Raw genomic sequence first — 22,940 nt, 5'->3', positions numbered from 1 at the left:
CCTTGGCTAGGCGATGAGTTCGACGAGGGTCGCATTGGCGGTGCCGCCGCCCTCGCACATGGTCTGCAGTCCGTACCGGATGCCGTTGTCCCGCATGTGGTGCACCATCCGGGTCATCAGCACCGCGCCGGACGCGCCGAGCGGGTGGCCGAGCGCGATGGCGCCGCCCAGCGGGTTGAGCCGCTCCTCGGCCGCGCCGGTCTCGGCGAGCCAGGCCAGGGGCACCGGCGCGAACGCCTCGTTGACCTCGAACACGCCGATCTCGTCGATGCCGACGCCGGCCTTGTGGAGCACCTTCTCCGTGGCCGGGATCGGGCCGGTGAGCATCAGCACCGGATCGGCGCCGGCCACCGCGCCGGCGCGGTAGCGCACGATCGGCGTGAGACCCAACTGCACGGCGTTCTCCGCGGTCATCACCAACAGTGCCGCCGCCCCGTCGGAGATCTGCGAGGAGTTGCCCGCGTGGATCACGCCGTCGTCGCGGAACGCCGGCTTCAACCCGGCCAGCTTCTCCACCGACGTGCCGCGCCGCACCCCTTCGTCGGCGACCACCGGAGCGAGGTCGGCATCGGTGAACACTGGCACGATCTGCGCCTCGAAAGCCTTGTCGTCCTGCGCCTTTGCGGCCAGCTCGTGGGACCGTACGGAGTACTCGTCGAGGCGGGAACGCGAGAAGTCCCACTTCTCGGCGATCAACTCGGCCGAGATGCCCTGGTTGAAGCCGAAGTCGGGGTAACGCGCGAGCACCTTCGGCCCGTACGGCATGCCGGTCGCGCGCGCCGACCCGAGCGGCACCCGGCTCATCACCTCCACACCGCCCGCGACGACGATGTCCTGCTGACCCGACATCACGGCGTGGACGGCGAAGTCCAGCGCCTGCTGACTCGAACCGCAGGCACGGTTCACGGTGGTGCCCGGGATGTGTTCGGGCCAGCCCGCGGCGAGCACGGCGAACCGGCCGATGTTGCTGGACTGGTCGCCGACCTGTGAGACACAACCCCAGACGACGTCGTCGACGACATCGGGTTCGATCCCGGCCCGCAGGACCAGTTCGTTGAGGACGACGGCGGACAGGTCCGCGGCGTGCATCCCGGACAGTCCGCCGTTGCGCTTGCCGACCGGCGTCCGGACGGCTTCGACGATGACGGTTTCGCGCATAGGGTTGCTCCTGATTCGTCTACGAGTACACCGGGCCGACCGCGCCCTGCTCGCGCAGCGCGGCGATCTCGTCGGCGGACAGGCCCAGCCCGCCCAGTATCGCGTCTGTGTGCTGACCGAGTCCGGGGACCGCCCCCATGGGCTGTTCGAACCCCTCGATCACCGGCGGCGGCAGCAGTGCGGAGATCTCGCCGCCCGGCGTCTCGACCGGGCGCCACCGGTCGCGGGCGCTCAGATGCGGATGGCCGACGACCTCACTGGGCAGGTTGTAGCGGGAGTTGCCGATGCCCGCGTCGTCGGCCTTCTTCTGGACGTGCGCGAGATCGTGCTGCGCACACCAGGATCCGATCGCGTCGTTGAGGACGTCGCGGTGCGCACAACGGTCGGAGTTGGTCGCGAACGTGGGATCGTCGGCCAGGTCCGGGCGTTCGATGATCTCCCGCGCCAGCCGTTGCCACTCCCGGTCGTTGGTGGTGCCCAGCACGACGGTCTGTCCGTCCCGAGTGGGATAGGCGCCGTACGGCGCGACCGCCGGTGAGCTCATCCCCAGCGGTTGCTGGTCGATTCCGGAGTGCTGCGTGTAGGTCAGCTGGTAGCCCATGATGTCGGTCATCGTGTCGAACAGGCTGACCGCCACGGCCGGGGCCGGTTCGGCGCCGTTTCCCTTGCGGGCGTAAAGCAGCGCCAGGATCGACAGCGCGGCGTACAGCCCCGTCGAGATGTCGGCGACCGGTGGACCGGGTTTGGCGGGCATTCCCGGGTAGCCGGTGACCGCGCACGCGCCGGATTCGGCCTGGATCAACAGATCGTAGGCGCGCTTGTGCGAGATCGGGCCGCCGGCGCCGTAGCCGTCGATCTCGACCGGGATCACCTGCGGGTGACGCTCTTTGAGGCCGGCGGCCCCGATGCCCATCCGCGCCATCGCACCGGGGGCGAGGTTGGACACCAACACGTCGGCGCCGTCGAGCAACCGATGCAGCACGTCCATGCCCGCGGGTGACTTCAGGTCGAGACTGAGCGACTCCTTGCCCCGGTTGGCCCACACGAAGTGGGCGGCCTGCCCGTGGACCACGTCGTCGTAGTGGCGGGCGAAGTCACCGCCCTTGGGGTTCTCGATCTTGATCACCCGCGCGCCGAAGTCGGCGAGCACGCGCGTGCACATCGGCGCGGACACCGCCTGTTCCAGCGTCACGACGGTGATGCCGGCCAGCGGCGCCTGCTCTGCTGATCCCCCGGTCGGCCCCCGCAAGCGGGAGGTGCCCCCGTCGCTCCTGCCCGCCGAATGCATCACATCACCATGCCACCATCCACCGGCAGCACCTGACCGGTGATGTACGACGCGGCATCCGATGCCATGAACACGAACGCCCCGGCGACCTCCTCGGGGCCGGCCCAGCGCTTGAGCGGAATGCGGTTCATCATGTTCGCCGCGAACTTCTCGTTGGTCCGGATCGTCTCGGTCATCGGTGTCGCGGCAAGGGGCGCAAGCGCGTTGACCATGATGTTCTTGGTGGCCAGTTCCCGCGCCAGCGATTTGGTGAACCCGATGATGCCCGCCTTGGCGGCCGAATAGTTGACCTGGCCGAGCGTTCCGGTGAGCCCCGCCGCCGAGGTGACGTTGACGATCCGCCCGGTGCCGTCGGTGGGGATGTGCGGCAGCGCGGCCTGCGTGCAGTGGAACGTCCCCATCACATGGATGTCGAAGGTGAGCCGGAACGCCTCCTCGGTCAGCTTCGGGAACATCGCCGGCGCGGTGACGCCCGCGTTGTTGACCAGGATGTGCAGCGCTCCCCCGCCGAAGCCGGCGGCCTGCGCGGCGGCGGCGTCGGCGGCGCCACGGTCGGCGACGTCGAGCGCGCAGGAGTCGGCCTTGCCACCCTCGGCGCGGATGCGCTCGGCCACCGCCGCCGCGGCGTCGGCGTCGATGTCGGTGACCAGCACCGCGGCCCCGGCCCGGGCCAGCGCCGCCGCGACGGCGGCGCCGATCCCGCCGCCCGCGCCCGCACCGGTCACCATCGCGGCGCGTCCGGTGAGATCGAAGTATCCGTGCGTCATGTCAGTAGCTCCTGGGCAGGCCGAGGACGTGGGAACCGAGGAAGTTGAGGATCATCTCCTGGCTGACCGGCGCGATCTTCATCAGCCGGGCCTCCCGGAAGAAGCGGGCGACGTGGTACTCCTCGGCGTACCCCATCCCGCCGTGGGTCTGCAGCGCCCGGTCGGCGGCGGTGAAACCGGCGTCGGCACACAGATACTTGGCCGTATTCGCTTCGCGCCCACACGATTTGCCGTTGTCGTAGAGCCAGGTGGCCTTGCGCAGCATCAGCTCGGCGGCGTCCAGGCGTGCCAGCGAGTCCGCCAGCGGGAACTGGATGCCCTGGTTCATCCCGATCGGCCGGTCGAAAACGTGCCGGTCGGTCGCGTAGCGCACGGCCTTGTCGAGCGCCACCCGTCCGATGCCGAGCGCCTCGGCGGCGATGAGCATGCGTTCGGGATTGAGACCGTCGAGGATGTAGAAGAACCCCTTGCCCTCCTCGCCGACGCGGTCCTCGACCGGGATGCGCAGATCGTCGATGAACAGCTCGTTGCTGCTGACCGCGTTGCGGCCCATCTTCGGGATCGGACGGATGTCGACGTGGGCGCGGTCGAGGTCGGTCATGAACAACGTCATACCGTCGGTCTTCTTGGTGACCTCGTCGTAGGGGGTGGTGCGGGTCAGCAGCAGGATCTTCTCCGACTCCAGCGCCTTGGAGATCCACACCTTCCTGCCGTTGACGACATAGCTGTCACCGTCCCGCTTCGCGAATGTGGTGATGCGCGACGTGTCCAGTCCCGCACCGGGTTCGGTGACACCGAAACACACGTGCAGATCGCCGCTGGCGATGCGTGGCAGCGTCCGGGCCTTGAGCTCGTCGGAGCCGTGTTTGACCACCGGGTGCATACCGAAGATGGACATGTGGATGGAGCTGGCCGCGTTCATCCCGCCGCCGGAGCGGGCCACCGCCTCGGCCAGCAGCGTGGCCTCGGTGATGCCGAGGCCGTGACCGCCGTACTCCTCCGGAATCGTCATCCCCAGCCAGCCGCCGCCGGCGATGGCGTCGTAGAACTCCGTGGGGAATTCGTGTTTGGAGTCCTTCTCCAACCAGTACTGGTCGTCGAACCGCGCGGCGAGCTCGCTGACCGATTTGTAGATCAGCTGCTGGTCTTCGGTCAGTTCGAAATTCATACCGCCCGACACGTGGTTCTCCTCTTCCTCAAAACATCGGGATCGCACAGCGATTCACCGGCGCAGTCGGCTCCGACCGCACCGGTGAATCCGCCGGCACGTCAGTCGCGAGCGCCGGTGACCGCCTTGGCGTTGGCCTGGAAGTCGGCGAAGCTCGAGCCGCCACGCTCCTTGTGGGCACTCAGCGCCCGGATGGACACGTCGTGGCCCTCAGCGGCCTTGCGCAGCGCGCCGACCGTGGCCTGCTCCTTCGGGATGTGCTTGAACGGCTCGAAGTGGTACCAGCGGATCGCGTTCTCGTGGGTGATCTTGTTGATCTCGTCGTCGGGCACCTCATAGGTGTCGAACACCGCGCCGAGCTCCTCGGGCGCACCCGGCCACATGGAATCGCTGTGCGGGTAGTCCATCTCCCAGCAGATGTTGTCGACGCCGATCATGTGACGGTTCTTGACCCCGACGGGATCAGAGATGAAGCACGTCAGGAAGTGGTCGCGGAACACCTCGGAGGGTTTCTTGTCGCCGAAGTTCTGGTGGGTCCACGTCGAGTGCATCTCGTAGGTGCGGTCCACCCGGTCGAGGAAGTACGGAATCCAGCCGGTGCCGCCCTCGGACAGCGCGATCTTCAGCGTCGGGAACTCCTTGATCGGCGCGGACCACAGCAGATCCGCCGCGGCCTGCACGATGTTCATCGGCTGCAGCGTGATCATCACGTCCATCGGCGCGTCCGGCGCGGTGATGGCGAGCTTGCCCGACGATCCGATGTGCACGTTCATGATCGTCTCGGTCTCGACCAGCGCCTCCCACAACGGCCGCCAGTGCTCGAGATCGTGGAAGCTCGGGTAGCCGAGGGTCGAGGGGTTCTCGGTGAACGTCAGCGAGTGCACCCCCTTCTCCGCGACCCGGCGCACCTCCTTGGCGGCCAGCTCCGGATCCCAGATCGCCGGGATCGCCATCGGGATGAACCGGCCGGGATTGCTGCCGCACCACTCGTCGATGTGCCAGTCGTTGTAGGCCTGCACCAGCGCCATCGAGAAGTCCGGGTCCTCGGTGGCGAACAGCCGCGCGGCGAAGCCGGGGAACGACGGGAAGTTCATCGTCGCCAGCACACCGCCGGCGTTCATGTCCTTGACGCGTTCGTTCGGGTCGTAGCAGCCCTTGCGGATCTCGTCGAGACCCTGCGGTTCGAGGCCGTACTCCTCCTTCGGCCGGCCGGCGACCGCGTTGAGGGCGACGTTGGGGATGACGGTGTCACGGAACTGCCAGGTGTCGGAGCCGTCCGGATTGTGCACCAGCCTGGGCGCATCGTTGATGTACTTCTCCGGCAGATGGTTCTTGAACATGTTCGGCGGTTCGATGATGTGATCGTCCACGCTGATCAGAATCATGTCGTCGTGCTTCACGGCTCTAGTCCTTCCGTCGAGCGATTGCGTGCTCCGGCGAGGTTCTCCCACTCAGAAAACTAGCTTCTCACTACGGGAGAATCAATGTCGGTGAACAATTGACGCAGTCCGTGCCCCATGTCGCCGACGGGTGTGCCCCGGCTCGCGGAGGCCCGCGTGTTGACCATCATGCACCTCTGTGGAAACCTGTTAGTCAGAAATGAGAACCTGATTCTCGCCCCTGAGAGGAGACGCCTGTGCGGCTGGCCCCGTTGCCGGCGGATGAGTGGGACGACGACGTGCGACGCGCACTGTCGGTGATGCTCCCCGAAGAGCGGCTCAACCCGGAGGGAGCAGGGAACCTGCTCGCCACGCTCGCCCATCACCCCCACCTGACCCGCGCGTTCCTGCGGTTCAACGTCCACCTGCTGTTCCGGTCGACGCTTCCCGCCCGGCTTCGCGAACTCGCGATCCTGCGCGTCGCGCACCTGCTCGGCTCGGAGTACGAGTGGCGACACCACGTCTCGATGGGCGCGGAGGTCGGGCTGACCGAGGCGGCGATCGAGGGCGCGGCCCGCGGTGAGGGCGCCGACGAACTCGACCAGGCGATCCTCGACGCGGTCGACCAGCTCCAGGGGAAGGCCAACATCTCCGATCACACGTGGGCGCAGCTCAGTGCCCATCTCGACGAGCGTCAACGGATGGACCTCGTCTTCACCATCGGCTGCTATGGCGCACTGGCCATGGCCATCAACACATTCGGCGTAGAACCCGACCAGGAGAGGTAAGAACCGTGGCACATTTTCCGAAACCGGCCGCCGGTAGCTGGACCGAGAACTGGCCGGAGCTCGGCACGGCGCCGGTCAACTACGAGGACTCCATCAACCCCGAGCACTGGCTGCTCGAGCAGCAGGCGATCTTCCGGAAGACCTGGCTCAAGGTCGGCCGCGTGGAGCAGACGCCCAAGAAGGGCAGCTACTTCACCCGCGAGATGCCGTCGGTGGGTCCGGGCACATCCATCATCATCGTCAACGACGGTGACCAGGTCCGCGCGTTCTACAACCTGTGCCGCCACCGCGGCAACAAGCTGGTGTGGAGCGACTACCCCGGGGAAGAGGTCTCCGGGAGTTGCCGTCAGTTCGTCTGCAAGTACCACGCCTGGCGCTACAACCTCGCGGGTGACCTGACGTTCGTCCAGCAGGAGCAGGAGTTCTTCGACCTCGACAAGCAGGAATACCCGCTCAAGCCGGTGCGCTGCGAGGTGTGGGAGGGCTTCATCTTCGTCAACTTCGACGACGACGCGATCTCCCTCGAGGAGTACCTGGGCGAATTCGGCCAGGGTTTGAAGGGCTATCCGTTCCACGAGATGACCGAGCACTACAGCTATCGCTCGGAGGTCAGGTCGAACTGGAAGCTGTTCATCGACGCGTTCGTCGAGTTCTACCACGCGCCGATCCTGCACATGAAGCAGGCGGAGAAGGAGGAGGCCGAGAAGCTCGCCAAGTTCGGCTTCGAGGCGCTGCACTACGACATCAAGGGCGATCACTCGATGATCTCGTCCTGGGGTGGCATGAGCCCGCCGAAGGATCTGAAGATGGTCAAGCCCATCGAGCGAATCCTGCACAGCGGGCTGTTCGGACCGTGGGACCGGCCCGACATCAAGGGCATCCTGCCCGACGAGCTGCCGCCGGCCATCAACCCCGGGCGCCATTCGACCTGGGGCCAGGACTCGTTCGAGTTCTTCCCGAACTTCACCCTGCTGTTCTGGGCGCCCGGCTGGTACCTCACGTACAACTACTGGCCGACCGGTGTGGACACCCACATCTTCGAAGCCGATCTGTACTTCGTGCCGCCGAAGAACCTGCGCGAACGGCTCTCCCAGGAACTGGCCGCGGTGACCTTCAAGGAGTACGCGTTCCAGGACGCCAACACGCTGGAAGCCACGCAGACGCAGATCGGCACCCGCGCCGTACTCGACTTCCCGCTGTGCGACCAGGAGATCCTGCTGCGTCACCTGCACCACACGGCACACAAGTACGTGGACCGGTACAAGGCATCTCTGGCCAACGGCAGTGCCTCCGTGGGCGCCACCAATGGCAAGCACGCCGCGACCACCGAAGACGAGAAGGAATCCGCACATGCCTAAGCTGCCCGAGGAATTCGCCGACCTGGAACGGTTCGCGGACTGGTGCCTGCCCACCGAGGAGGAGCGCTACCAGAAGCGGCTGAACTCCACGATGGAGGAGATGCAGGACCTCTACGACGCCGGCATGGCGCGACTCGAGGACATCATGGTGTACGTCGACGCTCGCTTTCCGCTGGCGAGCATGCCCGACGACGCGAAGGCGCTCGTGCACCTGGGCCAGTCGATCGTGATGGTGAGCTTCCCCGTCGAGGTGTGGAAGCAGCCGCGCGTGCTCGACAGCGGCGCGGCCTACATCAACCTGATCAAGGAGCCGGTGGTCTAGCGGTGGGTGACGGATCGCCGAAACCCCTGCCGAGACCACGGTTTCTGACGAAAACCGCCCGAATTCCGTCGACAACCGTAGTGTCGGCGCAGCCATGCTGACCCTCAAAGCCGCGGGCCTCCTCGACGTCGACGCCGGGGAGATCGTCCGCCCAGGCACCGTGCACGTCGACGGCGACCGGATCCACTCCGTCGGCGGGGAGCCGCCCGAGGGCGCCGAGGTCATCGACCTCGGCGACTCGATCCTGCTGCCCGGCCTGATGGACATGGAGGTCAACCTCCTGATGGGCGGGCGCGGGGAGAACCCGGGCCTGTCGCAGGTGCAGGACGATCCGCCCACCCGAGTGCTGCGCGCGGTCGGCAACGCCCGCCGCACCCTGCGGGCCGGGTTCACCACCGTGCGCAACCTCGGGCTGTTCGTGAAGACGGGCGGCTACCTGCTCGACGTCGCGCTGGGTAAGGCCATCGACGCCGGCTGGATCGACGGTCCACGGGTCGTCCCCGCGGGCCACGCGATCACCCCCACCGGCGGGCACCTCGACCCGACCATGTTCGCCGCGTTCATGCCGGGCGCCCTGGAGCTGACGGTCGAGGAGGGCATCGCCAACGGGATCGACGAGATCCGCAAGGCGGTGCGCTACCAGATCAAGCACGGCGCCCAGCTGATCAAGGTGTGCGTATCGGGCGGCGTGATGTCACTGACGGGTGAGGCCGGCGCACAACACTATTCGGACGAGGAGCTGCGCGCCATCGTCGACGAGGCGCACCGGCGCGGCCTGCGGGTGGCCGCGCACACCCACGGCGCCGAGGCCGTCAAACACGCCGTCGCCTGCGGCATCGACTGCATCGAACACGGCTTCCTGATGGACGACGAGGCCATCCAGATGCTGGTCGACAACGACCGGTTCCTGGTGACCACCCGGCGGCTGGCCGAGTACATGGACGTCTCGAAGGCGCCACCGGAGCTGCAGGCCAAGGCCGCCGAGATGTTCCCCAAGGCACGCACGTCGATCAAGGCCGCCTACGAGGCGGGGGTGAAGATCGCCGTCGGCACCGACGCACCGGCGATCCCCCACGGCCGCAACGCCGATGAGCTCGTCACGCTCGTCGACTGGGGAATGCCGCCCGCCGCGGTGCTGCGGGCGGCGACCGTCGTGGCCGCCGACCTGATCGACGTCACCGACCGCGGCCGGTTGGCCGAGGGGCTGCTCGCCGACATCATCGCCGTCCCCGGCGACCCACTGGCAGACATCGGCGTTACACGGGAAGTCAACTTTGTAATGAAGGGCGGTAAGGTCTACAAGAATGAGCACGACACCCACACGCACTGAGGATCTGGTCGAGATCCAGCAGCTGCTCGCCAAGTACGCCGTCACCATCACCCAGGGCGACATCGACGGGCTGACCAGTGTCTTCACCCCCGACGGCACCTACAGCGCGTTCGGCGAGACCTACACCCTCAACCGATTCCCCGTGCTGGTGGACGCCGCGCCCAAGGGGCTGTTCATGACCGGCACCGCGCTGGTGGATCTGACGGAGGGCGCCGACACGGCGAGTGGCACCCAGCCGCTGTGTTTCATCGAGCATTCCAAGCACGACATGCGCATCGGCTATTACGACGACACCTACGTCCGCACCGAGGGCGGCTGGCGGCTGAAAACCCGTGCGATGACGTTCATCCGGCGCAGCGGCGACCACGACTCCGGGCGCCCGCACGCGATCGGGAGACCGGAGGCGGGATGACCGACCTCCTGGAGCCGGCCGCATTCCGCACGGCACTTCGGACCTGGCTGGACGAGAACGATCTCACGCCGCCGGACGACCATTCGCTGCAGGGCCACCTGCGGCAGTTCGCCCGGGTCCAGCGCGCGCTCTACGACGCCGACTGGATGCGCTACGGCTGGCCCGAGAGTGCCGGCGGGCTGGGCGGGCCCGCGATCCTGCGCGCCATCGTCGGCGAAGAGGTGGTCGGCCGCCGGCTGGCCGAGCCGGGGCCGTATTCCATGCTCGAGGTGCTCGCCCCGACGATGATCGACTACGCGTCGCCCGAACTGGCCGCCGAGATGGTGCCGAAACTGCTCAGCGGTGAAGAGCAATGGTGCCAAGGGTTTTCCGAACCGGGCTCCGGCAGCGACCTGGCCTCGCTGACCACCCGAGCGGTGCAGCAGGGCGACACGTGGATCATCAACGGCCAGAAGGTGTGGACCAGCTTCGCGCAGTACTCGCACCGCTGCATCCTGCTCACTCGCACCGGCGGCCCGGACACTCCCGACCACGAGGCGATCACCGCGTTCTTCGTGGACCTCGACACCCCCGGGATCACGGTGCGTCCGCTGCACACCATGCACGGCGTCGACGAGTTCTGCGAGGTGTACTTCGACGACGTGGTGGTCGGCGCCGACCGCATGCTGGGAAAGCCCGGTGACGGGTGGAAGCTGGCGATGGACCTGCTGCCCTACGAACGGTCCACGTGTTTCTGGCAGCGCATCGCCTATCTGTATTCGCGGTTCGACGCGCTCGTCGGCGAGGTCAAGCGGATCGGTCAGGCCGTGGACACCGACATGGGCGACGTGTATCTGGCGCTGCACACGCTGCGGTGCCGTTCCCGCGCCACCCAGCACCGGTTGGCCGGGGGTGGGCGGCTCGGGCCGGACACGTCGATCGACAAGGTCCTGCTGGCCGGCGCCGAGCAGCTCCTCTACGACACCGCGCGGGACCTGTTGCCCGGCGCAGTCGAACTCGACGACACCGAATGGCGCACCGAGTACCTGTACTCGCGGGCGGCCACCATCTACGGCGGCACCGCCGAGGTGCAGCGCAACATCATCGCCCGCCGCCTGCTCGACCTCGGGAAGGAGTGACCGTGGACCAGCAGTCACTCGACATGCTCGAAACGTCCCTGCGCAAGACCATGCTGTCGTCGTCGGGTCCCGATCTCGACGCCGCGCTCACCGAACTCGGGTGGGCCGAGATGCTGACCGACATGCCCGAGACCGCGGTGCCGCTGGTGTTCCGGTTGCTCGGTGAAACCGGTTCGCACGCATCGGCTCTCGTCGACGTGGTGTTGCACGCGACCGGGAACACGATCGGCGACACGGTGGAACTGCCCCTGCCGTACGCGGGTAACGCGTGGGTGGTGTGGGACCGCATCGGGACGGCCCCCAACTCGACGCTGGGCGGACTGCCGCTGCGCCGCGAGGAGGAGGGCTATCCGATCCGGGTGGCCGAGGCCCGCCTGGCGGTCGGCTGGTGGCTGGTCGGATCGGCGCGGGCGATGCTGACGCTCGCCTGCACGCACGCGCGCGACCGGGTGCAGTTCGGCAAGCCGATCGCCCAGTTCCAGGCCGTCCGGCACCGGTTGGCCGAGACGCTGGTGGCGATCGAGGGCGCCGAGGCGACGCTGACCCTGCCCGGGTCGGAGAACCCCGACCTGACCGCGCTGCTCGCCAAGGCGGCTGCGGGCAAGGCGGCGCTGACGGCGGCGAAGAACTGCCAACAGGTGCTCGCCGGAATCGGGTTCACCGCCGAACACGATCTGCACGTGCATGTGAAGCGGGCGCTGGTGCTCGACGGATTACTGGGCAGCTCAAAAGAACTCGCGCGCCGGGCGGGCGCGGGTCTGCGGGCGCGCGGTTCGGCGCCCCGGCTGGCGAACCTCTAGCACTTCCTCCCCGCGAGCGTGCGTGTCTGCACACGACACGCCGCGAGATTACGAGCGTTTGCGCACGCTCGTGCGGAGTGACTGTGCACAGCGACCATTCCATGCACAGCTACCGCATTCGGTAGTTCGCACGCCGGCCGATTTCCCCGACGATGGCCGCCATGGACCCGGTGCTGCAGCGGTTGTTCGATCGGCAGGGCGGCGTCGCGGCGAGCGGGCAGATCCTCGCAGTCGCATCGCGTCACGAGTTCGAGTCGGTGAAGCGCAGGTACCTCGAGCGGATCTGGCACGGTGTGTACTGCCTCGGCGAACCCACCGACGAGCTACGGCTGCGGGCACTTGACCTGACGAGTGGCACGAAGGTCGCGGTGTGCCTGGCGACCGCGGCGGCCCTGTTCGGGTTCGACACCGAAGAGCCCAGGGACCTGCATGTGCTCAATCCGCCCGGACACCAGTTGCGCCCGGCCGACGGGTTGGTTGTCCATCGCCGTGACGGCGCACCACTCGTGTCAGCCGGTGAGCGGCGCGCGACGGCACCCGCCTGGACAGCCGTTGAAGTGGCGCGCGGGCTTCGCCGTCCGCGCGCATTGGCCACCCTCGACGCAGCGCTTCGGAGCGGCACCGTCAACCGGGGTCAGTTGTGGAGCGCCGCAATCGAACAGGCCGGCCGGCGCGGCATCGTCGCTGTCCGCGACCTGCTGGCCCTCGCCGATCCACGGGCGGAGTCGCCGATGGAGAGCGAGGCTCGGCTCGCCATGATCGACGGCGGACTACCGGCTCCCGAGCTGCAGTACGAGATCGTGGACGGCAACGGCGAGTTGCGCCGCCTCGACTTCGCGTGGCCCGATTGTCGCGTCGCAGCCGAGTACGACGGGGTGGATTGGCACAGCGGCCCGGATGCGATGACCCGGGACCGTCGCCGTCAGGCAGCGCTGATGGATGTCGGCTGGGTGGTCATCCCGATCGTCTTCGAGGACGTCCGACACCGCCCACGGGAGTTAGTGGCCCGCATCGACCAGCAACTGCGGCACGCGCGCGCCGCGTGACGGTGCGCAAAATCCGAGAGATTCCCGGCGTGTCGTGCGTGGACACGCACGCTCGCGGAAGGAGGTGCGGCAGGACCCGCTACTTGACGGTGTTCTTCATCTTGTCGAGATCCACCAGCACCGGCCATCCGCCGACGCTCAATGCGTTGCCGTGGCCGGTCTGGTGGATGTCGAACACCGACTGGATGGCTGCGTAGAACCCCTGCACGTCGAGGGTCTGATTGACCGCCCGCTTGGCCTGGCGCAGTGCGAACGGCGGCATCGTGGCGATCTGCTCGGCCAGCGCGCGGGTCTCGGTGTCGAGGTCGTCGCGGGGCACGACCCGGTTCACCATGCCGGTGCGCTCGGCCTCCTCGGCGGTCAGCGGACGGCCGGTGAACAGGATCTCCTTGGCCTTGCGCGGCCCCAGTTCCCAGGTGTGGCCGTGGTATTCGACGCCACCGATCCCCATGAGCGCCACCGGATCGGAGAACAGCGCGTCGTCGGCGGCGATGATCAGGTCGCACGGCCAGCACAACATCAGTCCGCCGGAGATGCAGCGGCCCTGCACCGCGGCGATCGAGGGCTTCGGCGTATTGCGCCAGCGCAGCGTGTACTCGAGGTAGCGCTTGGACTCGTGGGCGATGATGAACTCGAGGGTGATCTTGTCGGGCACCGGGCCGCCGCCCCGCAGATCGTGGCCGGCGGAGAAGTGTTTGCCGTTGGCGCGCAATACGATCACCACAACCTCGGGGTCCTCGGCGGCCCGCGTCCACGCCGCGTCGAGTTCGTCGAGGAGTTCGGTGTTCTGCGCGTTGGCGACCTCGGGCCGGTTCAGCGAGATGGTCGCGATCCGGTCGGCGACCTCGTAGTCGATGTACACGTCTCTCCTCTAACTCCTGGGCAGGCCGAGCAGTCGCTGGGCGATGATGTTGCGTTGGATCTCCGATGTGCCGCCGGCGATGGTGCCGGCGAAGGTGCGGGTGTAGCGCTCGAACCACCCGCACGAATAGGCGTCGAGGTTGAGCGGGGTCCACGGCCCGACGGTCGTGGGGTGGGCCAGGCCGTCGACGCCGACGGCGTCCAGGGCGCGTTCGGTGGCCGTCTGTCCGGCCTCGGAGCCGAACAGCTTGAGCACCGACAGCGCCGCGGCGTCGTCGACTCCCCTGGCGGCCCTGGCGAGCGCGACCGAGCCGAGCAGGCGCAGCGCCATGGAGTCCATCACCATCGTGGCGTAGCGGTCGCGGTCCAGTGCGGTGCGCACCGGGAAGTCTTCGACGAGGTCCTGCAGGCGGTCGGCGTAGCTGAGCCACAGCATCGTCCGCTCGTGTCCGAGCGACCCGTTGGCCACCCGCCAACCGTCGTTCTCGGGACCGATCAGGTTCTCCGCGGGCACCTCGACGTCGTTAAAGAAGACCTCGTTGAAGTCCAGTTCTCCGGCATCACAGATCGAGGCGAACGGTCGCCGGATCACGCCGGGCGAATCGGTGGGAATCATCAGCACGCTGATCCCCCGGTGTTTGGCCGCGTCCGGGTCCGTCCGCACGAACGTGAGGAGGACGTCGGCTTCGCTGGCCCCCGACGTCCACACCTTCTGTCCGTTGACGACGTAGTGCCCGGAGTCCGGTGCGCGCACCGCCCTGGTGCGCAGCGAGGCGAGATCCGACCCGGCGCCCGGTTCGCTCATGCCGAGCGCTGCGGTCATCTCGGCGCGCAGTATCGGCACCGCCCACTTCTGCTGCTGTTCGGGCGTGCCGAAGGAGATCAGCGACGCCGCGATGATCCCCACTCCCTGCGGGTTGAAGCTGTGATAGATGCGGCGCCGCGACAATTCCAGCTGATAGGCGTACTGCTGCAGGATGGTCGCGTTGCGGCCGCCGAACTCCGGCGGGTGGCCGGGCAGCAGCCAGCCGTTGTCGAACAGCAGGCGCTGCCAGCGACGCGCCCAGTCGGGCAGGTCGGCCGACGACCGCGGGCGCTGCGTCGCGTCCGCCTCGTCGGGTTGGTTGGCGTCGAGGAACGCCACGAACTCGGCCCGGAAAGCTTCGACGTCGGCGTCGAAAGTCAGTTGCACGGCACTCCCGGGGTCCACTCTCTGGAGAAACGCTTCTCTAATGCGTAATCTGAGAATACTATTCTCGTCATGAGGAAGGCACAATCTCCGACACGTGGGCCGCGAGGGGGGCCAGGACCACAATGCCCAGGCGTTCTCCGGTACAGTTCATCCATGTTCTCCCGAATCGGCCAGGCCACGAGCTGCCGGTGAGTACACCCAGCGAAGAGCCCGCCTGGAAGCAGCGGGCCGTCGAGCGGTCGATCAAGACCGCCAAACTGCGCGCCGCGCAGCGCGTTCAGCGCTTCCTCGACGCCGCTCAGGCGATCATCATCGAGAAGGGCAGCACGGACTTCACCGTCCAGGAGGTCGTCGACCGGTCGCGACAGTCGCTGCGCAGCTTCTATCTGCAATTCGACGGTAAGCACGAGCTGCTGCTGGCCCTGTTCGAGGACGCGCTGAGCCGGTCGGCCGACCAGATCCGCGCGGCGACCGCCAGCCACACCGATCCGATCGAACGCCTCAAAGTGGCGATTCAGTTGCTTTTCGAGACTTCACGGCCGGATCCCGCTGCCAAACGGCCGCTTTTCACTGATTTCGCACCCCGCCTTCTGGTCTCCCACCCGGCCGAGGTGAAGGTGGCACACGCCCCACTGCTCGTGCTGCTCGCCGAGTTGATGGAGGAGGCCAGCGCCGCCGGGCAGCTGCGCGAGGGCATCAACCCCAAGCGGATGGCCGCGATGACCATGCAGACCGTCATGTTCGTCGCCCAGTCCAGCGGCGGCGCCGACGACGGCTCCGTCCACCCGATCACCGCCGACGAGTGCTGGGACTTCGTCGCGCACGGATTCGCCAAGATCTAGCACACCGCCGGCGAACCGACTCACGTACGGGCGGCGCCCTTCCCGGAAGGGTTGGGCCGGTGCGCATTCTCGTGAAAACGCCGTTCTACTAAGCGGATAGTAGAAATTGCCCGAGGCGAGTGCGGCGTTGACACAATTGAATGCCGATGGGAAGGTGCTGAGCAGGTGCACAGCGCATGACCGAACGAGGAATCGAGGAACCGATGGCAGGACGGGTAGAAGGCAAAGTCGCATTCATCACGGGTGCGGCCCGCGGGCAGGGTCGGGCTCACGCGGTGCGGCTGGCGCAGGAGGGCGCCGACATCATCGCCGTCGACATCTGCAAGCAGATTGACAGCGTCCGGATCCCGCTCTCGACCCCCGAGGATCTCGCCGAGACCGCGGACCTGGTCAAGGGACTCAACCGCCGGATCTTCACCGCCGAGGTCGACACCCGCGACTTCGACGCGCTCAAAGCCGCCGTCGACTCCGGTGTCGAGCAGCTGGGCCGGCTGGACATCATCGTCGCCAATGCCGGTATCGGCAACGGCGGTGAGACGCTGGACAAGACCAGTGAAGGCGACTGGGAAGACATGATCGACGTCAACCTCGGCGGCGTGTGGAAGACGGTCAAGGCCGGTGTGCCGCACATCCTCGCGGGCGGCCGCGGCGGTTCGATCATCCTCACCAGCTCGGTCGGCGGCCTCAAGGCCTACCCGCACACCGGCCACTACGTCGCGGCCAAACACGGTGTGGTGGGCCTGATGCGGACATTCGCCGTCGAGCTCGGCGCGCAGAACATCCGCGTCAACTCGGTGCATCCGACCAACGTCAACACGCCGCTGTTCATGAACGACGGCACCATGAAGCTGTTCCGTCCCGACCTGGAGAACCCGGGTCCCGAGGACATGAAGGTCGTCGGCCAGATGATGCACACGCTGCCGATCGGCTGGGTCGAACCGGAGGACATCGCGAACGCGGTGCTGTTCCTCGCCTCCGACGAGGCCCGCTACATCACCGGTGTCACCCTGCCCGTCGACGGCGGCAGCTGCCTGAAGTAACACCTCCCGACGAACCGGGGACCTCGCCATGCGCGAGGTCCCCGGTTCGCGTTCGGGTCTCGGGGTGTCCATTCCGGCAAAACCGGCGTAGCCACCGCGCCAGGGTGGTTGCATGGATTCGCGCGATCGCGGGGATCCTCTTTATCGGGCGGGCGAGGACGGAGGTGCGGCGTGAAGCGGCTCAACGGCATGGACGCGATGCTGCTGTACAGCGAGACACCCAACCTGCACACGCACACCCTGAAGGTGGCGATCATCGACGCCACGTCCTACGACGCCACCCACGGCAGTCCGTATTCCTTCGCGGTGTTCCGGCGCACCATCGCCCGCCGGTTGCACCTGCTCGAACCGCTGCGCTACCGATTGGTCGACATCCCGCTGCGCTTCCACCACCCGATGTGGCAGGAGAACTGCGACGTCGATCTGGACTACCACGTTCGCACGGTGTCGGTGCCCGCCCCGGGCGGTCGCCGGGAACTCGATGAGGTCATCGGGCAGATCGCCAGCACCCCGCTGGACCGGGACCGGCCGCTGTGGGAGTTCTACTTCGCAGAAGGCATGGCCGACAACCGGTTCGCGTTGATCGGCAAGGTGCACCACACCCTGGCGGACGGGGTCGCGTCGGCGAACCTGCTTGCGCGGCTGATGGATCTGGCCGGCGAGGTCACCCCCGAACGCGACGACTACACCACCTGTCAGCCCCCGACGAAGTCGCAGTTGTTCGCCGAGGCCAGCCGGGACCACGTGCAGAAGGCGGTCGAGTTCCCCGGCCTGGTGGGCCAGGCGGTGCGCGGAGCGGTCCGGGTCCGGCGACGGACGCGCGATCAACGCGGCGGGGCCGACGACATGGCGAAGATGTTCCGGACGCCGCCGACGTTCCTCAATCACGTGGTGTCGCCAGGACGGACCTTCGCCACTGCCTCGGTGGCGCTGGCGGACATCAAGGAGACCGCCAAACACCTCGGCGTCACCTTCAACGATCTGGTGCTGTCGGTGAGCGCCGGCGGGTTGCGCGAATTGCTGCTGCGCTACGACGGTCGCGCCGACCGCCCCCTGCTGGCCTCGGTGCCCGTGGCGACCGACCGCTCCCCCGACCGGGTGACCGGCAACGAGATCAGCGGGCTGGCGGTGTCGCTTCCCGTCCACATCGACGACCCGTTGCGGCGGGTCCGGTTGACCGCACTGGCCACCAAGCGCGCCAAAGAAGTTCACGATCTGATGGGCCCGCGGTTGCAGGGCCGGATGATGGAGTACCTGCCGCCGCCCGTCGCGCCCACCGCGTTCCGCTGGCAGTCCCAGCACGCCGCGCACAACCGCATCATGAACGTCGCGGTGTCGAGCGTGCCCGGCCCCCGCGAGCGGGGACACATCGGCGGCGCCGACGTCACCGAGATCTATTCCGTCGGTGTGCTTTCCGCGGCGAGCGCCTTCAACATGACGGTGTGGAGCTACGTCGACCAGGTCGACATCTCGGTGCTCTCCGACGACCAGACCTTCCGCGATATCCACGAGGCGACCGACGCGATGGTGCATGCGCTCGTCGAGATCCGCCGGGCCGCGGGGCTGCCCGCGGAACTGCGCGCGATCGACACCGCGATGGCACCGGCCGCCGCCGTCGGTTAGTCGAGGTGCGCGCGCAATTCGTTGCGCAGCACCTTGCCGGTGCCGCCGCGGGGTAGTTCGTCGAGGATCACGATGTCGCGCGGAACCTTGTAATTCGCGAGGTTGTCGCGGACGTGTTCCTTGAGCTCCTCGGCGGTGACCGACGCTCCCGCAGCGGGCACCACGAACGCGGCGAGGCGCTGGCCGTACTTCTCGTCGTCCACCCCGAGCACCTCGGCCTCGGCGACCCCGGGGTGCGCGGCGAGGGTCTTCTCGACCTCGATCGGGTAGACGTTCTCCCCACCGGAGACGATCATCTCGTCGTCGCGGCCGACCACGAACAACCGGCCGTTCTCGTCGAGGTAGCCGACGTCCCCCGAGGACATGAAGCCGTCGTGGAAGTCCTTCGTCGAGCCGGAGGTGTACCCGTCGAACAGCGTGCCGCTGCGGACGAAGATGCTGCCGGTCTCGCCGGGGGGCAGCTGGCGGAACTCGGGGTCGAAGATGCGGATCTCGGTGCCGTCGGCGGCCGTGCCCGCGGTGTCGGGTGCGGCACGCAGGTCGGCGGGTGTCGCGGTGGCGATCATGCCGGCCTCGGTGGCGTTGTAGTTGTTGTAGATGACGTCACCGAACTGGTCCATGAACGCGGTGACGACGTCGGGCCGCATCCGCGAGCCGGAGGCGGCGGCGAACCGCAGCGACCGGCCGCTGTAGCGGGCACGCACCTCGTCGGGCAGGTCCATGATGCGGTCGAACATCACCGGCACCACGATCAGCCCGGTGGCCCGGTGCTCGTCGACCAGCGCCAGCGTGGCCTCCGGGTCGAAGCGGCGGCGGGTGACGATCGTGCACGCCAGCAGTCCGGCGAACAACAGCTGCGAGAACCCCCAGGCGTGGAACATCGGCGCGACGATGACGGTCGTCTCCTCGGCGCGCCACGGCGTCCGGTCCAGCACGGCCTTGAGGTCGCCCGCACCACCGCTGCCCGCGGAACGCTTGGCGCCCTTGGGGGTTCCGGTGGTGCCCGAGGTCAGCAGGATGATCTCGCTGCGGCGTTCGGCGGGCCGGGGGCGCCGCCCCCGGTGCGCGTCGATCAGACCGTCCACGGTGGTCTCGGCGCCGCCGGGCCTGTCGGTCCAGGCGACGATGCGGACGGCGTCGGGCAGATCGGCCAGGGCGCGGTCGACGATCTCGCCGAACTCCTCGTCGTAGATCACGACGTCGGCGCCCTCGCGCTGGGCCACCTCGGCCAGCGCCGGTCCGGCGAAGGAGGTGTTCAGCAGCAGCGCGTTCGCGCCGATGCGGTTGGCGGCCAGCAGGGCCTCGACGAACCCGCGGTGGTTGCGGCACATGATCGCGACGGTGCCCGGAGTACCGCCGGGCAGGCCCTGCAGCGCCGCGGCGAGCGCATCCGAGGCGTCGTCGAGTTCCTTGAAGGTCAACACGCCGCGTTCGTCGATCAGCCCGGGCCGGTCTGGGCAGCGCTGCGCAGCGGTGGCGAATCCGACCGTCGCGGTCACCCCGACCCGGCGCACGGCCGCGCCCATCTTCAGGTAGCGGTCCGGACGCATCGGGGCGATGAGGCGGGAGCGCCACAGCGTCTGCATCAGCCCCAGGCTCCCGGCCACTCTGGCCGCGGCGCCCCCCAATGCCGGGCTCATCCGATCACCGGGAATCGGCGTTCGCGCGCGAGCTCGTCGAGCGCCTCCTGCATCACCCTGCGCACGTGTGCGTCGACCTCCTTGACGTCCGGATCCTCGCCGAACTGTGCGGCGATGTCGATCGGTTCGAGCACCCTGGTCACGACCTTCGACGGTAGCGGCAGGTTGGGCGGGAAGATCGCCGACAGCCCGAACGGGAAGCCGATGCTGACCGGCAGGATCTCCATGCGGACCTTCTTGAGCCCCAGCCTGCGGGCCAGCGAGTCACCACGGGCGAGGAAGAACTGGGTCTCCTGCCCGCCGATCGACACCATCGGCACGATCGGCACACCGGCCTCGATCGCGGTGCGGACATAGCCGGTCCGGCCGGCGAAGTCGATCCTGTTCTCGGAGAACGTGGGCCGGTAGGAGTCGTAGTCGCCACCGGGGAACACCAGCACCACCGCACCCGAGCGCAGCGCGTTGCCCGCGTTCTCGCGGCTGGCCTCGATCACCCCCGCGCGGCGCAGCAGACTGCCCAGCGGGGGAACGAACACACCGTAGTGCGCCAGCGTGTACACCGGCCGGTCATATCCGAATTCCCCATAGAAGGCCGGGGCGAAGATCAGGACGTCGGGTGTGAGCATGCCCCCGGAGTGGTTCGACACCACGAGCGCGCCGCCTGCGGACGGCATCGCGTCCAGACCGCGGACCTCCGAGCGGAAGTAGCGTCTGATCGCGGCGCCGACGGTCTTGGCGATCGCGGCGGTGAACTCCGGATCCCACTTCGCGACCTCCGGGCGGTCGGGCGGCACCCGCTTGCCCTCGCCTCGATCTTCGTCGCTCATCGGCTCCCCCTGACGGCTGGCGATCCGGCCGGATCAGCGAATACGTTACTCTCGCTAAAGGAGAACACCATAATCACCCGTTCTGCGTGACGACCTCGTAGGAGAACAATGTCAGACGCAGTGCTCGTAACCGGCGGTTTCGGTCTGGTCGGTTCGCAAACGGTGCGCCGGCTGGCCGAACTCGGCCGGCGTGTGGTCGCGACCGACCTCGGAACGGATGCCACCCGCAAGGCCGCCGCGTCGCTGCCCGGCGGCGCCGAGGCGCGCTGGGCGGACCTCACCGATGCCGCTCAGGTCGACCAGCTCCTCACCGAGGTGGCTCCCGCCGCGATCATCCACCTCGCCGCCGTGATCCCCCCGCCGATCTACCGCAACCCGAAGGTGGCCCGGAAGGTCAACGTGGACGCCACGGCAACGCTGGTGCGGGCGGCCGAGGCGCTGCCGCAGCCGCCGCGCTTCGTACAGGCCTCGAGCAACGCGGTGTACGGCGCCCGCAACCCGCACCGGCACACCGGCCCGGTGACCGCGGACACCCCGCCGACGCCGACCGAACTGTACGGCGGGCACAAGCTCGAAGCCGAGGAGATCGTGCGCGCGTCGAGCCTGCAGTGGGTGGTGTTGCGCCTCGGCGGCGTGCTCAGCGTCGACCCGAAGGCCATGCCCCTCACCACCGACGCGCTGTTCTTCGAGAGCGCACTGCCGACCGACGGCCGGCTCCACAGCGTCGACGTGCGCGACGTCGCGTGGGCGTTCGCCGCGGCCACCACCGCCGACGTCGTGGGCGAGATCCTGCTCATCGCCGGGGACGACACCCACAAGATCCGCCAGGGCGAGGTCGGGGCGGCACTCGCGGGCGCCCGCGGGTTGGCCGGAGCGCTGCCGCCCGGCCGTCCCGGGGACCCCGACCGCGACGACGCCTGGTTCATCACCGACTGGATGGACACCGCCCGGGCGCAGGAAGCCTTGCAGTTCCAACATCATTCGTGGCCCGACATGATCGCCGAGATGCGCGCTCAGGTGGGGGTGCTGCGCTATCCGATACAGCTGCTCGCACCGCTGGCGCGGATCTTCGTCGCCCGCCAGTCCGCGTACCGGAACATGCCGGGGAAGTACGCCGACCCGTGGGCCGCGATCCGCTCCCGGCTCGGAGAACCGGGGCTCGACCGGAACGGCTAACCCGGCCCAAGGGTGGGCGCCCCCGTCTGCGGGTGCCGGTACCAGCCGCCTGCCGCGTGGGTGCCGCCGTCGACGTGCAGGGTCTGACCGGTGATGTATCCGGCCAGGTCGGACGCCAGGAACACCGCCGCCCCGGCGATCTCGTCGACGGTGCCGGGCCGTCCCATGGGTATCGCGTCACCGATGCCCGCGGGCAGGCCGTCGGGTGACAGCGCGATCAGTCCCTCGGTGACGATGACGTCGGGTGCCAGCGCGTTGACCCGGATCCCGTGCGGCGCGAGCTCGAATGCGGCCGTCTGCGTGTAGTTGATGACGCCGGCCTTGGCGGCCGCGTACGCCGCGTAACCCGGTGCGGCACGGACACCTTCGATCGACGTCACGGTGATGACGCTGCCGCCGACCTCGGCGGCGACCATCTTCCGCGCGACCCGCTGCGTACACAGCAGGACGTGGCGCAGATTCGCCTTGTACAGTGCGTCCCAGGCGTTTTCGCTCGTCTCCAGCAGGGGCGAGGAGAACGTGCCGCCCGCGTTGTTGACGAGGATGGTCACGGTGCCCAGTTCGGCGGCGGTGCGGTCGAGGGCCGCCGTCACCTGGTCGCCGTCGCGAACGTCGGTGACGATGCCGAGTCCGCCGACAGATTCGGCGGCCGCCGCGCAGCGGTCGGCGTCGCGCTCCCAGATCGCCACCCGGGCGCCGAACGCCGCCAGGCCCGCGGCGATGCCGAGGCCGATACCGGTGCCGCCGCCGGTGACGACGGCGACACGGTCGGTGAGCAGGATGCCGGACGGGTCGATGGCCATGG

At 68.2% G+C, this 22,940-nt stretch carries 21 protein-coding genes and 2 pseudogenes; 12 read left to right on the top strand and 11 right to left on the bottom strand.

Annotated features, from left to right (window positions below; genetic code table 11):
* Window positions 1-6: 6 nt before the first annotated feature.
* The 5 genes from AU196_RS14935 to AU196_RS14915 form a co-directional block, all read right to left on the bottom strand.
* Window positions 7-1,158 (bottom strand): thiolase family protein, encoded by a 1,152-nt coding sequence (locus AU196_RS14935; RefSeq protein WP_059095859.1) that lies wholly within the window; start codon window positions 1,156-1,158, stop codon window positions 7-9.
* Window positions 1,159-1,177: 19 nt separating this feature from the next.
* The gene (locus tag AU196_RS14930) at window positions 1,178-2,446 is read right to left on the bottom strand and encodes a CaiB/BaiF CoA transferase family protein (RefSeq protein ID WP_286141154.1); all 1,269 of its coding nucleotides are present in this window, start codon (window positions 2,444-2,446) and stop codon (window positions 1,178-1,180) included.
* Complete coding sequence (locus AU196_RS14925; protein WP_059095858.1) at window positions 2,446-3,213, bottom strand: SDR family NAD(P)-dependent oxidoreductase; 768 nt, start codon at window positions 3,211-3,213, stop codon at window positions 2,446-2,448. Before AU196_RS14925 ends, AU196_RS14930 begins: the two co-directional genes overlap by 1 nt.
* A gap of 1 nt (window position 3,214) precedes the next feature.
* Window positions 3,215-4,381: an acyl-CoA dehydrogenase family protein gene (locus AU196_RS14920; protein ID WP_059095857.1), complete on the bottom strand. Its 1,167-nt coding sequence runs from the start codon at window positions 4,379-4,381 to the stop codon at window positions 3,215-3,217.
* Between the two features lie 101 nt (window positions 4,382-4,482).
* On the bottom strand, window positions 4,483-5,781 hold the full coding sequence (locus tag AU196_RS14915; protein WP_157546338.1) for an amidohydrolase family protein: 1,299 nt from the start codon (window positions 5,779-5,781) through the stop codon (window positions 4,483-4,485).
* Between the two features lie 236 nt (window positions 5,782-6,017).
* On the opposite strand from AU196_RS14915, the gene AU196_RS14910 reads away from it, so the two are divergent.
* From AU196_RS14910 to AU196_RS14875, 8 genes are all read left to right on the top strand, one after another.
* On the top strand, window positions 6,018-6,548 hold the full coding sequence (locus AU196_RS14910; protein ID WP_059095856.1) for a carboxymuconolactone decarboxylase family protein: 531 nt from the start codon (window positions 6,018-6,020) through the stop codon (window positions 6,546-6,548).
* A gap of 5 nt (window positions 6,549-6,553) precedes the next feature.
* Window positions 6,554-7,906 carry an aromatic ring-hydroxylating oxygenase subunit alpha gene (locus AU196_RS14905; protein ID WP_059095855.1) on the top strand — a complete coding sequence of 451 codons (1,353 nt, stop codon included), beginning with the start codon at window positions 6,554-6,556 and terminating at the stop codon, window positions 7,904-7,906.
* Window positions 7,899-8,228: a hypothetical protein gene (locus tag AU196_RS14900; protein WP_059095854.1), complete on the top strand. Its 330-nt coding sequence runs from the start codon at window positions 7,899-7,901 to the stop codon at window positions 8,226-8,228. Before AU196_RS14905 ends, AU196_RS14900 begins: the two co-directional genes overlap by 8 nt.
* A 94-nt stretch (window positions 8,229-8,322) precedes the next feature.
* Entirely contained in the window at window positions 8,323-9,558 is a 1,236-nt protein-coding gene (locus tag AU196_RS14895; protein ID WP_059095853.1) for a metal-dependent hydrolase family protein, read from the top strand.
* Complete coding sequence (locus tag AU196_RS14890; protein WP_059095852.1) at window positions 9,533-9,970, top strand: nuclear transport factor 2 family protein; 438 nt, start codon at window positions 9,533-9,535, stop codon at window positions 9,968-9,970. The genes AU196_RS14895 and AU196_RS14890 overlap by 26 nt, the downstream gene beginning before the upstream one ends.
* The gene (locus AU196_RS14885) at window positions 9,967-11,088 is read left to right on the top strand and encodes an acyl-CoA dehydrogenase family protein (RefSeq protein ID WP_059095851.1); all 1,122 of its coding nucleotides are present in this window, start codon (window positions 9,967-9,969) and stop codon (window positions 11,086-11,088) included. Before AU196_RS14890 ends, AU196_RS14885 begins: the two co-directional genes overlap by 4 nt.
* 23 nt (window positions 11,089-11,111) lie before the next feature.
* Entirely contained in the window at window positions 11,112-11,888 is a 777-nt protein-coding gene (locus AU196_RS14880; protein WP_197415808.1) for an acyl-CoA dehydrogenase family protein, read from the top strand.
* 161 nt (window positions 11,889-12,049) lie between these two features.
* Window positions 12,050-12,934 (top strand): type IV toxin-antitoxin system AbiEi family antitoxin, encoded by an 885-nt coding sequence (locus AU196_RS14875; RefSeq protein WP_059096082.1) that lies wholly within the window; start codon window positions 12,050-12,052, stop codon window positions 12,932-12,934.
* A 79-nt stretch (window positions 12,935-13,013) separates the two neighbouring features.
* Here the strand turns inward: AU196_RS14875 and AU196_RS14870 are convergent, their stop codons facing one another.
* The 3 genes and pseudogenes from AU196_RS14870 to AU196_RS26430 form a co-directional block, all read right to left on the bottom strand.
* A complete protein-coding gene (locus tag AU196_RS14870) occupies window positions 13,014-13,796 on the bottom strand; it encodes an enoyl-CoA hydratase (protein ID WP_059095849.1) in 783 nt (260 codons plus the stop codon).
* A 9-nt stretch (window positions 13,797-13,805) separates the two neighbouring features.
* Window positions 13,806-14,267 (bottom strand): annotated as a pseudogene (locus AU196_RS26435) (acyl-CoA dehydrogenase family protein); the annotation flags it as partial.
* A 57-nt stretch (window positions 14,268-14,324) separates the two neighbouring features.
* Window positions 14,325-14,987, bottom strand: a pseudogene (locus tag AU196_RS26430) (acyl-CoA dehydrogenase family protein); the annotation flags it as partial.
* A gap of 122 nt (window positions 14,988-15,109) precedes the next feature.
* Here AU196_RS26430 and AU196_RS14860 point away from each other — a divergent pair.
* The 3 genes from AU196_RS14860 (at window position 15,110) to AU196_RS14850 (ending at window position 18,492) form a co-directional block, all read left to right on the top strand.
* Entirely contained in the window at window positions 15,110-15,829 is a 720-nt protein-coding gene (locus AU196_RS14860; protein WP_059095847.1) for a TetR/AcrR family transcriptional regulator, read from the top strand.
* Window positions 15,830-16,032: 203 nt separating this feature from the next.
* Entirely contained in the window at window positions 16,033-16,869 is an 837-nt protein-coding gene (locus AU196_RS14855; protein ID WP_059096081.1) for a mycofactocin-coupled SDR family oxidoreductase, read from the top strand.
* A gap of 171 nt (window positions 16,870-17,040) precedes the next feature.
* Window positions 17,041-18,492: a WS/DGAT/MGAT family O-acyltransferase gene (locus tag AU196_RS14850; RefSeq protein ID WP_059095846.1), complete on the top strand. Its 1,452-nt coding sequence runs from the start codon at window positions 17,041-17,043 to the stop codon at window positions 18,490-18,492.
* On the opposite strand, the gene fadD12 is transcribed toward AU196_RS14850, so the two are convergent.
* Together fadD12 and AU196_RS14840 are read right to left on the bottom strand one after the other, a co-directional pair.
* Window positions 18,489-20,132: an acyl-CoA ligase FadD12 gene (gene fadD12 / locus AU196_RS14845; protein WP_059095845.1), complete on the bottom strand. Its 1,644-nt coding sequence runs from the start codon at window positions 20,130-20,132 to the stop codon at window positions 18,489-18,491. The genes AU196_RS14850 and fadD12 overlap by 4 nt on opposite strands.
* On the bottom strand, window positions 20,129-20,959 hold the full coding sequence (locus AU196_RS14840) for a lysophospholipid acyltransferase family protein (RefSeq protein ID WP_059095844.1): 831 nt from the start codon (window positions 20,957-20,959) through the stop codon (window positions 20,129-20,131). The genes fadD12 and AU196_RS14840 overlap by 4 nt, the downstream gene beginning before the upstream one ends.
* A gap of 108 nt (window positions 20,960-21,067) precedes the next feature.
* Here AU196_RS14840 and AU196_RS14835 point away from each other — a divergent pair, with 108 nt between their 5' ends.
* Window positions 21,068-22,135: an NAD-dependent epimerase/dehydratase family protein gene (locus AU196_RS14835; RefSeq protein ID WP_059095843.1), complete on the top strand. Its 1,068-nt coding sequence runs from the start codon at window positions 21,068-21,070 to the stop codon at window positions 22,133-22,135.
* On the opposite strand, the gene AU196_RS14830 is transcribed toward AU196_RS14835, so the two are convergent.
* Window positions 22,132-22,938 (bottom strand): SDR family NAD(P)-dependent oxidoreductase, encoded by an 807-nt coding sequence (locus tag AU196_RS14830; protein ID WP_059095842.1) that lies wholly within the window; start codon window positions 22,936-22,938, stop codon window positions 22,132-22,134. The two genes, AU196_RS14835 and AU196_RS14830, sit on opposite strands and share 4 nt — an antisense overlap.
* Window positions 22,939-22,940: the final 2 nt, after the last annotated feature.

The organism is Mycobacterium sp. IS-1742 (assembly GCF_001500125.1).
In the GTDB taxonomy this organism is placed as follows: Bacteria; Actinomycetota; Actinomycetes; order Mycobacteriales; family Mycobacteriaceae; genus Mycobacterium.
Note: the sequence above shows the minus strand (reverse complement) of the source record. Positions and strands in the feature narration are given on the sequence as shown.

Bases quoted from the DNA above. Each gene is read 5' to 3' on its own strand.
- AU196_RS14895 (WP_059095853.1), top strand. From the start codon at position 8,323: ATGCTGACCCTCAAAGCCGCGGGCCTCCTCGACGTCGACGCCGGGGAG.
- AU196_RS14830 (WP_059095842.1), bottom strand. From the start codon at position 22,938: ATGGCCATCGACCCGTCCGGCATCCTGCTCACCGACCGTGTCGCCGTC.
- AU196_RS14920 (WP_059095857.1), bottom strand. From the start codon at position 4,381: ATGAATTTCGAACTGACCGAAGACCAGCAGCTGATCTACAAATCGGTC.
- AU196_RS14925 (WP_059095858.1), bottom strand. From the start codon at position 3,213: ATGACGCACGGATACTTCGATCTCACCGGACGCGCCGCGATGGTGACC.
- AU196_RS14875 (WP_059096082.1), top strand. From the start codon at position 12,050: ATGGACCCGGTGCTGCAGCGGTTGTTCGATCGGCAGGGCGGCGTCGCG.
- AU196_RS14860 (WP_059095847.1), top strand. From the start codon at position 15,110: ATGCCCAGGCGTTCTCCGGTACAGTTCATCCATGTTCTCCCGAATCGG.
- AU196_RS14900 (WP_059095854.1), top strand. From the start codon at position 7,899: ATGCCTAAGCTGCCCGAGGAATTCGCCGACCTGGAACGGTTCGCGGAC.
- AU196_RS14890 (WP_059095852.1), top strand. From the start codon at position 9,533: ATGAGCACGACACCCACACGCACTGAGGATCTGGTCGAGATCCAGCAG.
- AU196_RS14835 (WP_059095843.1), top strand. From the start codon at position 21,068: ATGTCAGACGCAGTGCTCGTAACCGGCGGTTTCGGTCTGGTCGGTTCG.
- fadD12 (WP_059095845.1), bottom strand. From the start codon at position 20,132: ATGAGCCCGGCATTGGGGGGCGCCGCGGCCAGAGTGGCCGGGAGCCTG.
- AU196_RS14855 (WP_059096081.1), top strand. From the start codon at position 16,033: ATGGCAGGACGGGTAGAAGGCAAAGTCGCATTCATCACGGGTGCGGCC.
- AU196_RS14840 (WP_059095844.1), bottom strand. From the start codon at position 20,959: ATGAGCGACGAAGATCGAGGCGAGGGCAAGCGGGTGCCGCCCGACCGC.
- AU196_RS14880 (WP_197415808.1), top strand. From the start codon at position 11,112: ATGCTCGAAACGTCCCTGCGCAAGACCATGCTGTCGTCGTCGGGTCCC.
- AU196_RS14935 (WP_059095859.1), bottom strand. From the start codon at position 1,158: ATGCGCGAAACCGTCATCGTCGAAGCCGTCCGGACGCCGGTCGGCAAG.
- AU196_RS14885 (WP_059095851.1), top strand. From the start codon at position 9,967: ATGACCGACCTCCTGGAGCCGGCCGCATTCCGCACGGCACTTCGGACC.
- AU196_RS14930 (WP_286141154.1), bottom strand. From the start codon at position 2,446: ATGCATTCGGCGGGCAGGAGCGACGGGGGCACCTCCCGCTTGCGGGGG.